The organism is Yeosuana marina (assembly GCF_011762485.1).
GTDB classification, from domain to species: Bacteria; Bacteroidota; Bacteroidia; order Flavobacteriales; family Flavobacteriaceae; genus Yeosuana; species Yeosuana marina.
In genome coordinates this window covers 1-10845 of sequence record NZ_JAAKGI010000054.1, presented here as the reverse complement: position 1 = coordinate 10845, position 10845 = coordinate 1, and the positions used below count along the sequence as shown (strand labels likewise).

Sequence of the window (10845 nt, the reverse complement as noted above, 5' to 3'; positions counted from 1 at the left end):
GATGAAGTTGGCCAAGGTAAAGACCGATAAGAGTGATGCCAAAGCGATTTGTGAGTATGGACAAATGAATGAGGTTCCTCTATACACAGCATTAACAGATGTACAAGCCGAATGTTTACAGTTATTCCGATTGCTTGACAATTACTTAAAGAAGCGCACCCAAACCAAGAATAAGCTACATGGCGAGGAAGTTTTGGGTATTCCATCTAAGTATGTCCATCAATCTTTGAAACGCGATTTAAAACACTTGGATAAAGAGATAAAAGGAATAGAAGCGCGTTTGTTAGAACTGGTAAAACAAGACCAGCAACATCAATTAACACTATTGAAAAGCATACCAGGTATGGGAATAAAAACAGCGTTATTTTTAATAGTACTAACCGATGGTTTTAAGAAATTTGAAACGGCTTCACAATTATGCAGCTATGTTGGCATAACCCCAACCATAAGGGAGTCAGGAAGTAGCGTAAGAGGTAGGAGTAGGATAAGTAAAGTGGGCAACAAGAAACTCAGGAATCTACTATTTTTATGTGCATTTTCGGCTTGTAAACATAACAAGGCATGTCGAGAGATTTATGAACGTATAGTTAACAAGGGCAAGAGTAAAAAACTGGCATTGATAGCTGTTGCAAATAAACTATTGAAACAGGCGTTTGCTATTGCAAAATCAGGAAGACCATACGATGAAAACTTTGTTTCAAAATTAGTCTAAAAAGACTTGTTTTTTAACTCAGTTCTTTGTTGGGCACAGTATTTTTATTCATATTATTTAATTCAGCATCTTTTTTCCAAATGAAGAATAAACTTGAAATGAAGTTGAATATTACTAAAAGCCAAGTCCATTCAGTTTTTATTTTTTTCTCTACATTTTTATAATTCCAAAGTCGATAAATCAGATATCCGATTTGTGTTAAAATCAGTCCGTTAACAATTGGTCCTTGATATTCAAATCCGACAACATTATTCGTAATCCATTTGAAAAAATCAACACTCAAAAAAGTGAACATATAAACAATTCCGACAATCGATGGAATTGACAATAATATTTTAATCGGTTTCGGCATATTTTATAAATTCCCAAGGTATTTCTTTTTTAAAGGTCTGAATACATTCCTCCATTAATTCAAGCGATATATTTTCTTTAAATATTCGGATTTTTCTCGTTTTTTCTGTGTCGTCTCTGAAAATTTCCGCAATCAATTCGTCATTTCGATAAATTTCAACTCCGATTCCGTCACGTTCATTTACGTCACTTGCGATTATCACTCTATCTTTATTTTCTTTCATTTGCGTTCTGTTCAGATATTGTGCCCAACGTGATTGTATAAGAATAGTGCGGTTTTGTGTGCGAGGATTTTCCGAAGGAAAATCAGAAGCTAACAAAAGCGCACGAACTCTTGATTAAGCACTAAACTAAGCATTATTTTTATACGATGTTGTGTGTTCGTTTTTTATTAATTGGAAAAAAAAGGTCTATGTTTTTTATATGAATTATATTCACCTATATCGATATCATTTATTTCAGGGCTTTCTTTTGAATAAGTCACTTTATATATTTTTCCTTTTATATTTTTAATTTCAAAATACGACGTAAAAACGTTACCCTGAATTTTAACACTATCGGCATAAAATTCAAAAATTAAGTCATAAGTAGATTTATTCACGTATTTTAATTTAATGACTTTTCCATTGGTTATTATTCCATTTTTTGTCAGTTTGTTATGGTCATAAATATTTTTATAAAGTCCAAAACTAACAAGCAAAACAAGCAGTAATCCAGCTATTATTTTTTGATTTTTTCTAGACATTAGTTTGTTTTCAAAATGACACACAACGTGTTTGGCTATGGTTTCGTTGCGGAAAAATCCGCAGGATTCTTTCCGCCGTAAACCAAAGTTAGCAAATACGCAGGAATTTCCGAGAGGAAATTCCGCCGCAATGAACTATAGCCGGTGTTGTAGGTAGTTTTTTAATCATTCCAACCATAAACGACAAATTCTTTATCCGTTGAATTATATCTAACAGTTTCCAAAAATCCTCTTGAATATTTGAATCCGTATCCATTTTCTCCAGCAGTGTATTCAATTCCCATTGGTAAGTCAATAGTTTTTGGAAATTCACCAGTTTTATCTTTAGATTTTTCAATTTCGGTTATTACTCTTTTTATTCTAAACCTCTGGAATCGGTCAAATAAAAAGTCAGATGTCAATTGAGATATTACAAAAATCGGAAGTATTGAAAACGCAAACATTGCTTTCCGAGTGCTCAATTTTTTATTTAATAGACTAATAATTAAATAAATTAAAGTCACAACGAAAATTATAGCAAATGGAATTAGTAAAAAGAACATTTCGAAAATCAGAACAGAGTCAATAAAAGGGACAAAAACTCCAAGTATGATTATAATTAAAAGGGCTATTTTTTGATTCCTATTCATTCAGTTTCACGGTTTTCTCAAATTACCTACAACGTTGATGTATAAGGAAAGTTGCGTGTTTGTGTGCGAGGATTTTCCGAAGGAAAATCAGAAGCTAGCAAACAAAGCAACTAACTTTGGTTTAGCTAAAACTAGCAATTTTTTTTATACGGTGTTGTGCACAGGTTTTTTTATTCGGTTTCTTTTCTGAAATAGGTTTTATATTTTTTGTTAGTCCAAAATTGTTTTATTTTTCTCAAATTGAGAGTTCCATTTTCTTTAATCCGATAAAGTTTATCTTTTTGCCAGAATAGTTTTTTCGGTGGTTTTTCTCTGTTTTGTCCTCCGCTTGATATTTGAGAAATTATATGTTCATTTGATTCAATTCGTTTAGGTTTTAAGTCAGACGACAAAACCAATGAATCTTTAATTATTTTATTGGCAGAATTTCGAATCGACAAAGTGTCCATTATAAGTTCAGTTGTCAGATAGATTGTGTCCTTTTTAACTTTCCAATTTCCAGTTGTCCAACTTGAAGAAAGGTCAAACCGCCATTTATGTATAAAAGTTGAGTCAGATTTTAATTCAATACTTTCTGAAAAATGGCTTTTATAAATTCCGACGTATTTTTCTTGTCCAAAACTCGATTTGGATAGTAGTAAAATCAGAATTAGTTCAGTCAGTTTCATTTTTTGTCAACTTGTGCACAACGGTTTAGGCTATGCGCAGTTGCGTGCCTCAGCCTTCTCTTTCCAAATATACCCAAACCGTAGAAAATTCCGCAGGAATTTTCGGATGAGCGATGACCGAGCAATTGCGTATAGCCAGTGTTGTAGCGCGTTTTTTATTCGTTTATTTTGGTTTTATTAGTTCTATTCGCCAAATAATAAAATCCGATTGAAAGAACAAAACAAAGTACCCAAGCAATTCGTTCAGCATTTGGCAAATAATAATCGTTTTGTTTCCAGTCGGTTAGAAATAGATAATATATGGGTGTTGTTGCTGTCAGAATAAATCCTGTCAATATTATTTTTATTGTGTGGCTTTTGTCAATCAGCCTTTTCATTATATAGACTATTGGAAAATATGTTACAAGACTTACAATCAGAGTTGTCAGATTGTAAAATATTGAACCTTGGATAATACTCACGAAACTCCAATCGGTAATATTTGGGTGATTTTTTAAGGCATCAGCTAATGCTGTTTCGCTTGTCAAGTTATATTTCATCAACAGAAAATAAAAGGTCATAAATGACAAATCTTTTATCAGAATGTGGATTGGGAAAAGTCTAAATCCGTTCATTTATTTTCTTCGTGATGTTTGTTTGAAATGCGCTACAACGGTCTCGTATAACCGTCAGTTACGGGTTAATATGCGTTAATTTTCGGTTTAGCACTAACGTTAGCAATTCCGAGTGGATTCGGACGTAGTCGAATCCGCCGTAATTGCGGTTATACATTGTTGTAAGCAGTTTTTTATTTTCCATACTCAACAAATGTGTGATTTTCTCCGTCCAGTTCCTGTTCAATAATTTCGGAAATTATATTCCAATCTCCACCTGCAAGTCCAGCTCCAATTGCGGGATAACCAATTCGTAATCCAGAGAATTTTTCTTTTACTTTTTTGAATACATTTCTAATCGCATCGTAGTCAGCTTTATTTCCATTTCCTCTCCAATTAAATTGTGTATATCCGTTAACGATTATCAGTTTTCCATTTTCGGTTTCGGTTTCCGCAACGCTGATAGTTCCGAGTTTTAATTTGTCTCCTTTTTCTGTTTTAAGGTCAGATTTATAAGCTTCTGGAAATTTCAGTTTTATAGTTTTAGCAATTCCAGCACCCATTGTACAAAAACAATTACATCCGTGAATGATTAAGTCAAATTCTCCGTCAATTGCTAATTTTATTAAATCTCCTTTTATTTTTCTCAAGTTTTGGTCGGTTTAAATTGCTTACAACGTGATTGTATAAGAATAGTGCGGTTTTGTGTGCGAGGATTTTCCGAAGGAAAATCAGAAGCTAGCAAAACAGCACTAACCTTTGATTAAGAACTAATTTAAGCATTATTTTTATACGGTGTTACCCAACGTTTTTATTTTATTTTTCCAAGTTTCTTTAAAATCAAAAGTGTTATCACTAGCAAAACACCAACTCCAATAGCTAAATATCCACCGTATTTATCTTTATTACCACGAATAAAATATGCTTTTCCATCCTTGTCTATAAATTGCACAGTTTTATTAAACCGTAAATCTCGATTTTTCTGTAAAGGGGTTTTGTCATCGTAAAAAACTGTAATTTCATCTCCGAGTTTTAGTTTATCCAATTGTTCAAATTTCGGTCCGAAATCGCCAGAGGCTTGTCCAACAAAAACATCAAATATAAGAGGGAAATCTACAATATGAATAAATCTATGGTCTCCTTTATTTCTATAGTTTATTTCTTGAAATGTTTTGTCAAAATAATCAATTTGACCTGTCACATTATTAAATTCTGTTTTCTCTTTCGTTCCTCGAATTGAAAGATAAATTCCAAATCCGATGATTAATAAACAGGCGAGAATTGATTTTTTAAAAATTGGTTGTTGCTCTTTTTTTGTCATATGGGAAGTTGTTGTTCAAATGTTGGGTAACGGTTTTGTGTATGATTAGTTGCGGGAGAACCTGCGAGGTTTTGTCGCTGTAACCGAAAGATAATTAATAAGATTGAATTTCCTAGAGGAAATTCAGCCGCAATTAATTATACACGTTGTTGCCTGTAGTTATTTTTCAAATTCAAATTTTTCATCAGTTCTTGTCAATTCCGCTTTCTTGTCGATTTGATATAAAAAACTAATTAATTCTTGAACTAACCTTGGTTCAAACATTGCTTTAAAATAATTCCGTTTACCATTGTGATACAGAATAATAGTTTTTACAGCACCATCACAACAAAACATATTCCCTTTAGTGTCCTCAAAAGTCGTAATTCGTGATTTGACAATTAAATCATTCAATTCTTTCAGTTCTTCATCTTTTAGTATTCCAGTAAAACTTCCAGAACGTTCTGTATCTTTAGAATTATATGACCTGTTTTTATAATAAGTTCCGTCTAATTTAAATGTTCCATCTTTTAGAATTTCCAAATGAATTACAGGACAAGAACCAAAACAAGTGGAAGTATGGAAAACTAATTTTTCGAATTTAAAGTTTTTATCTTTTATGAACCTTTGATTTTTGAAAGTCACAGGATTATCATTTCCAAAAAAGCTGATTGAGAATTTAGATATCGGTTTAATAGTCAGAATACTGTCAGTCATTTTTTGAATTTTGAAATCATATCTGTCAGTGATCATTTTTTTGTAGTCATCAGCAGAAGTATAATATCTTGATTGGAAACTCAAAGTGTCATTAAACACTTCTAAATAAAAATCATCACTTCTTATTTTGCTTGTTAGCGAGCTTTTATTGTCATATTCAGAGTTGAATGAAATCATCTCATTTTCATCCGAAATCCATTTTCCTTCAGGTACTATAGATTGACTAAAACTAATGTTTAATGAAATGATTAATATTAAGAATATGAGTTTTTTCATAATGTCTCGTCCTGAAATATGGCTACAGGTTAAAAATTGATTTACGCTGATAATTTATATACCATATTCGGTGTTTTGAAATCTAAAGATAAGTGTAATCTTATTTCGTTGTATAAATTAATTGCATTTTTTGTAGCTCTTTTCGCGTGAGCTATGTTTGTAAATGTTTGGTCGAGATAAAATTCATCTTTAAGAATCCCGTTAACCCTTTCTGCGAGGGCATTTTCATAACAATGGTTTTCTTCAGTCATACTAATATCTATTTTGTTTCTTTTGAGGATTTGTGTGTACACATTACTGCAATACTGTATGCCTCTGTCTGAATGATGGGTAAGACCTCTAATATGCTTTGCCTGATAAATAGCTTTATTAAGCGCTCTAACGCATCCGTTTAGTTCTAAGCTGTCACTAAGGTCATAACCAACAATCTTTCTAGAATGCACGTCTGTAATGAGGGCTAGATAACAAAATCCTTTAATAGTTCTGATATAGGTAATATCAGATACCCAAACTTGGTTAGGTCTTGTAACTTGAACATCTTTAATGATGTTTTTATACTTGTAGAACCTGTGCAAGGAGTTGGTTGTTCTGGAGCTATATTTCTTTCTAAGTGTAAGCATTTGATGTTTTCTAAGGATATTAAATAAAGTATCTCTACCCACTTTAAGATTTGCTTTAGTAAACTCATTATCTAATGATTTAACAAGTTTACGCACACCTTCTCTAGGCAGGGACTTGCGTCTTTTCTTAACTATCTCAATAATACGTTGTTCTTGTTTTAACCGCTTATCAGCTCTATTTTTATACTTATAGTAAGCATTGCGTTTATGTCCAAAACAATTGGTTATAGTAGTTAAAGAAGCAAATCCCTTAGCTTTTTCTTTGGCTATGATTAAGGCTTTGTACTTAGCTTTTTTTTTAGTTCAGCAACAGATTTATAGCCTAGGTCTTCAGCAGCTACTTCCAGGTATGAATCCAATACCAAGGCATCGAGATCCTTTTTTAAAAGCAGCTTTTTAAGTTGTTCAATCTCTTTTTGCAGTTCTTTAACTCGAGTTATTTCGTCTTTTGTTTCCACTTTTACTCTGGTGTTCATAAGGTCTTTACGATTGTACTTTCTAATCCATTCATTAATTGTGGTGGGAGCAATACCATAAAGTTTTCCTAGTTGGTTCTTGTTTAGTTTTCCAGTTGTAATTTCGTCTAAAATTTTCAGTTTAAAAGGTTCTGAATACCGTCTGATTACTTTGTCATTTCTATACATAATGTTTAAAATTATGTAGCCTTATTTCAGGACGGGTCATAATTACAGGCAACGTGATTGTATATGGAAAGTTGCGAGTTTGTGTGCGAGGATTTTCCGAAGGAAAATCAGAAGCAAGCAAACGAGCAACTAACTTTGGTTTAACTAAAACTAGCAATTTTTTATATACGGTGTTGCCATTTCGTTGTTTTTTCTTTCAGTTTTTGGTAGGTCGTTAAAGCCTTTTTTATGCGTTTGAGTAAGGTCAGTCGGTTTTTAATACCGCAAACTTTTTCAATTCTGCAAACAAGCTAAAAATTCCGATTTATATTATTATTTGTTCCGATTTTCAGTTTCCTTCGCTCTTTTTTTATATCCTGATTTTTTTCCTAGAAAAAAGCCTAAAAGGAATATTCCAATGGGAAATATTGTAAAAATTAAAATTATTTGGATTGGTCCGATTGCTAAAAACATAGTTTCTATTTTTTTGTGATTTTTTTACATTTTAAGTGCGTTCTGCAATGAATGGCAACGGTATTGTGTATGATTTCGTTGCGTGTTTCAGCAACTAATTTAGCAAATACAAACCGAATAGAAAATCCGTGAGGATTTTCGTAAGTAGGCGAGTACTAGCAATGAATTATACACGGTGTTGCCAATAGTATTTATTTTTCAGTTTCTATATTTTTCAAAGCTTCATTAGCTATTACGCTCAATTCAAATGAATTCAAGACTTTATAATCTCCATAATTCAGACTTGAGTTAAAAACAAAATAAGATAAATGACTATAATATTTTGATAAAATTTTTAAATCGTCACTATTTTTTCGGTCAAGATGCCATTTGTGTTCTAAATTCCCGTTTTCATTAGTAAAATAACTTTCACTAATCGGTTTAAAATTTCTATGAGAAAACTGTGAATATAATTGATAAACATCTCTAGTTAAGTTCGCAAGTTTCTCGTCTTTTTTCTTTAACCAATCTCTGTAAGTCCTGTGAGGTATAAATTCATTATCGAACCATTTTTCTAATAATGTTCCGTTATCTGATTTGTTTAGTAACTCCAATAAATGCATATTTTCCAATACGTCTCTGAAAACTCGACCAGCAATTCTGATGTTCCCTTTTTTTAGTTCAGATAAACAATCAAAAAGTGAACAGCTTATGTCATTAAGAATTAACCAATTTGCTTTTTTTAATTCTCTCGATTTAACATCGAATTTATCGTTTTGTGTTCTTGATAGGTTAATTACTACAGTTAGAAAATCTTCACATTCCTTGTCGAAAAAGTCAAGTTCTTTAGTCGAATATCCAGTTGTAAACGCTTTAATAGAGTTTTTGTCCCATAATTCACTTTTCATTCGTTCTATTCGTTTTTCATATTATTGGCAACGGTTCGTATAACCGCAGTTACGGGTTAATATGCGTTAATTTTCGGTTTGGCACAGACTTTAGCAATTCCGAGTGGATTCGGACGCAGTCGAATCCGCCGTAATTGCGGTTATACATGGTTAGCAACTGTTTTTTATAAATTCATCCATTTCATTTTCGATTTGCAAGTCAAATGATTCAGATTTGAACCAATCGATAGCAAGAAAATCAAATGTTTTCGAAAATTCGGAAAGTCCATTTTTGAATTTTCTTTTACAACTCCTCATTTTCTATTCTTCCAGTTGCCCAAATGTTTTTTAATTTTCCATTTTCATTTTCGAGCAATACAGCAAAATTATTCGAACCAAATCCAAAAGGTACTTTTTCTCCTGTTAAATGTCCGACATTCTGATATACGACTTCCGTGATGCGTTTCATTCCGTTTTTTTCAAATATTTTGGCAATCGAATTAAAGTCAATTCCTTTATCGACTGTTTTTATAGGAACCTCTCCAATTTCGGTAATTTCAGTGAATCCATTTCCGTCAAAATGCTCTTGTCCAAATTCATTTATTCGTTTAGATTCTTTTTTAACGAATTCCAAGTTTTCTTTTGGTAGGAATTCAATCATTAAATAGTCATCTTCCCACATATGTAAAACGTCAGCAAACTCATATGGCTTTTTCTCTTTTGGTTTTATTCCGAATAGTTTTCGTAGGTTCATTCTCAAATAGTTGCTAACGGTTTTGTGTATGGCTTTGTTGCGGGAAATCAGCTATGATTTTCCGCCGTAACCGAAAGATAGCAAATTGCAATGAATTCCGATTAGGAATTCAGCCGCAATGAGCTATACAAGGTGTTGTAAAACGTTTTTTAATCAATTGGGCTTTCAATAAATTCCGACAATATTTTTCCATTTTTAGAATTTATTTTTATCACTTTCGATTGATTATTTTCTAATTTACTTTTCAAAGTCCAAATCAGTTTCTTTTTCTCAAAATCAATGTCCCAAAAATATATTTCATTCAGACCATTTTCATTTCCGATTTCAAGTGCTTTTTTCAAGTCAATTTTTGTCTTATTCTGCAAGACTCTTAAATAAGGCTCTAAAATTTCTTGAGTGTCTTTTTTGTTCCAAGGCGTTGTGCAATTCAGATTGAATGGAATCAATAATTCCGTCAATTCGAGGTTTTGACAAGTTATTTTATAATTCAGCCAAAACTGTATCACTGGCCAATCAGATTTTTTGAATTCAGCCAAACTTATGCGTTCCAGTCCTTTTTCGGGATTGTGAATTTCTACTATTGTTTTTGATTCCTCAAATTTAAAGTTTGTTTCCAGTATGTCTTTATCAACTATAAATTTAAGTTTCTCTTCAAATCGATGTTCGGCACAAGAAATTATTCCATCAATGAAGTTTTGTGAGTTAGAAACTCCAAAATTCAGTAGTAGTAAAATTGTTAGCAGGATTTTCATTCAAATGTTTTACAACGTGTTGTGTAAGGATAGTTGTGTGTGCAAGCAACTAACTTACTAAAAATGGAGCGAACCAGAGGAAAATCCGCAGGATTTTCCGAGTAGGCTAGAACCAAGCAATTATTTTTACACGTTGTTAGCACACGTTTTTTTATTTCACTTTTTTATATTCATAATGCTTATCAAACAAATGGTCTTTGACTTTGTAAATGAGCTTTTCTTTATCAAGTCGAACAATAATATAAATCCGATTTCCAAGAGTGAGAGTAGAGTCAGTCAGTTTATAAGTTGCATTATATTCATTTCCCATTTGGTTAATGAATATTGTTTTGTCTTTATTAAATGTTAGAGTGGTTTTCAATTCCGCTTTTGAGTCAGATTCGGATTCCGAGTCAGAGTCATTTTCGGTAAGTGGCTCAATATCGTCAGGAAAAGAGTCGGTTTCTGCAACTAAAATCCATTTTCCAATTAGTTCATTTTCCGATATGGATTGTGCTTTGCAAGAATTAATTCCGAGAATTAAAGTCAGTATTATTAATATTCTCATAGTTTTCTCAAATGTGTGCTAACGGTCTAGTGTATGATTTCGTTGCGTGATTTAAGCACTAAATTTAGCAAATAAATCACAAATAGAAAGTCCTCGCGGACTTTCGCAAGTAGGCTATAACTAGCAATGAATTATACACATTGTTGGTGGTAGTATTTTTAATCAGGGAAACACATATATTTCCATACATTTTCAAATTTTGGTCTACCATTACTTTC

General features: G+C 32.2%; 16 protein-coding genes. 1 reads left to right on the top strand and 15 read right to left on the bottom strand.

Annotation, left to right across the window (positions count from 1 at the left end; translation table 11 throughout):
* Positions 1–712 (top strand): IS110 family RNA-guided transposase (locus G5V56_RS18935; RefSeq protein WP_166968125.1); only part of this gene is annotated, 712 nt, incomplete at its 5' end.
* 13 nt (positions 713–725) lie between these two features.
* Here the strand turns inward: G5V56_RS18935 and G5V56_RS18930 are convergent.
* From G5V56_RS18930 to G5V56_RS18860, 15 genes are all read right to left on the bottom strand, one after another.
* Entirely contained in the window at positions 726–1064 is a 339-nt protein-coding gene (locus G5V56_RS18930) for a hypothetical protein (RefSeq protein ID WP_166968123.1), read from the bottom strand.
* Positions 1048–1287 (bottom strand): hypothetical protein, encoded by a 240-nt coding sequence (locus tag G5V56_RS18925; RefSeq protein WP_166968121.1) that lies wholly within the window; start codon positions 1285–1287, stop codon positions 1048–1050. Before G5V56_RS18925 ends, G5V56_RS18930 begins: the two co-directional genes overlap by 17 nt.
* 167 nt (positions 1288–1454) lie before the next feature.
* Positions 1455–1808 (bottom strand): hypothetical protein, encoded by a 354-nt coding sequence (locus G5V56_RS18920; RefSeq protein WP_166968119.1) that lies wholly within the window; start codon positions 1806–1808, stop codon positions 1455–1457.
* A gap of 161 nt (positions 1809–1969) precedes the next feature.
* A complete protein-coding gene (locus G5V56_RS18915) occupies positions 1970–2437 on the bottom strand; it encodes a hypothetical protein (RefSeq protein ID WP_166968117.1) in 468 nt (155 codons plus the stop codon).
* Positions 2438–2607: 170 nt separating this feature from the next.
* The gene (locus G5V56_RS18910) at positions 2608–3105 is read right to left on the bottom strand and encodes a hypothetical protein (RefSeq protein ID WP_166968115.1); all 498 of its coding nucleotides are present in this window, start codon (positions 3103–3105) and stop codon (positions 2608–2610) included.
* 155 nt (positions 3106–3260) lie between these two features.
* Positions 3261–3644, bottom strand: coding sequence for a hypothetical protein (locus G5V56_RS18905; protein ID WP_166968113.1), 384 nt, complete (start codon positions 3642–3644; stop codon positions 3261–3263).
* A 248-nt stretch (positions 3645–3892) separates the two neighbouring features.
* Positions 3893–4348, bottom strand: a complete 456-nt coding sequence (locus G5V56_RS18900; RefSeq protein ID WP_166968111.1) for a macro domain-containing protein — start codon at positions 4346–4348, stop codon at positions 3893–3895.
* 161 nt (positions 4349–4509) lie between these two features.
* Complete coding sequence (locus G5V56_RS18895; protein WP_166968110.1) at positions 4510–5019, bottom strand: hypothetical protein; 510 nt, start codon at positions 5017–5019, stop codon at positions 4510–4512.
* A gap of 159 nt (positions 5020–5178) precedes the next feature.
* Positions 5179–5991: a DUF6438 domain-containing protein gene (locus G5V56_RS18890; RefSeq protein WP_166968108.1), complete on the bottom strand. Its 813-nt coding sequence runs from the start codon at positions 5989–5991 to the stop codon at positions 5179–5181.
* A 41-nt stretch (positions 5992–6032) separates the two neighbouring features.
* Complete coding sequence (locus tag G5V56_RS18885) at positions 6033–6881, bottom strand: IS3 family transposase (protein ID WP_262886933.1); 849 nt, start codon at positions 6879–6881, stop codon at positions 6033–6035.
* Positions 6882–6883: 2 nt separating this feature from the next.
* The gene (locus G5V56_RS18880) at positions 6884–7255 is read right to left on the bottom strand and encodes a transposase (RefSeq protein WP_166968106.1); all 372 of its coding nucleotides are present in this window, start codon (positions 7253–7255) and stop codon (positions 6884–6886) included.
* Positions 7256–7899: 644 nt separating this feature from the next.
* Positions 7900–8595, bottom strand: a complete 696-nt coding sequence (locus tag G5V56_RS18875) for a hypothetical protein (protein WP_166968104.1) — start codon at positions 8593–8595, stop codon at positions 7900–7902.
* A 283-nt stretch (positions 8596–8878) separates the two neighbouring features.
* Complete coding sequence (locus G5V56_RS18870) at positions 8879–9328, bottom strand: hypothetical protein (protein ID WP_166968102.1); 450 nt, start codon at positions 9326–9328, stop codon at positions 8879–8881.
* A gap of 149 nt (positions 9329–9477) precedes the next feature.
* Entirely contained in the window at positions 9478–10080 is a 603-nt protein-coding gene (locus tag G5V56_RS18865; RefSeq protein WP_166968100.1) for a hypothetical protein, read from the bottom strand.
* A 151-nt stretch (positions 10081–10231) separates the two neighbouring features.
* Positions 10232–10627, bottom strand: a complete 396-nt coding sequence (locus G5V56_RS18860) for an META domain-containing protein (RefSeq protein ID WP_166968098.1) — start codon at positions 10625–10627, stop codon at positions 10232–10234.
* Positions 10628–10845 lie beyond the last annotated feature (218 nt).

Coding starts and splice junctions, on each gene's coding strand:
- G5V56_RS18930 (WP_166968123.1), bottom strand. CDS start 1,064: ATGCCGAAACCGATTAAAATATTATTGTCAATTCCATCGATTGTCGGA.
- G5V56_RS18925 (WP_166968121.1), bottom strand. CDS start 1,287: ATGAAAGAAAATAAAGATAGAGTGATAATCGCAAGTGACGTAAATGAA.
- G5V56_RS18920 (WP_166968119.1), bottom strand. CDS start 1,808: ATGTCTAGAAAAAATCAAAAAATAATAGCTGGATTACTGCTTGTTTTG.
- G5V56_RS18915 (WP_166968117.1), bottom strand. CDS start 2,437: ATGAATAGGAATCAAAAAATAGCCCTTTTAATTATAATCATACTTGGA.
- G5V56_RS18910 (WP_166968115.1), bottom strand. CDS start 3,105: ATGAAACTGACTGAACTAATTCTGATTTTACTACTATCCAAATCGAGT.
- G5V56_RS18905 (WP_166968113.1), bottom strand. CDS start 3,644: ATGAAATATAACTTGACAAGCGAAACAGCATTAGCTGATGCCTTAAAA.
- G5V56_RS18895 (WP_166968110.1), bottom strand. CDS start 5,019: ATGACAAAAAAAGAGCAACAACCAATTTTTAAAAAATCAATTCTCGCC.
- G5V56_RS18890 (WP_166968108.1), bottom strand. CDS start 5,991: ATGAAAAAACTCATATTCTTAATATTAATCATTTCATTAAACATTAGT.
- G5V56_RS18880 (WP_166968106.1), bottom strand. CDS start 7,255: ATGTATAGAAATGACAAAGTAATCAGACGGTATTCAGAACCTTTTAAA.
- G5V56_RS18875 (WP_166968104.1), bottom strand. CDS start 8,595: ATGAAAAGTGAATTATGGGACAAAAACTCTATTAAAGCGTTTACAACT.
- G5V56_RS18870 (WP_166968102.1), bottom strand. CDS start 9,328: ATGAACCTACGAAAACTATTCGGAATAAAACCAAAAGAGAAAAAGCCA.
- G5V56_RS18865 (WP_166968100.1), bottom strand. CDS start 10,080: ATGAAAATCCTGCTAACAATTTTACTACTACTGAATTTTGGAGTTTCT.
- G5V56_RS18860 (WP_166968098.1), bottom strand. CDS start 10,627: ATGAGAATATTAATAATACTGACTTTAATTCTCGGAATTAATTCTTGC.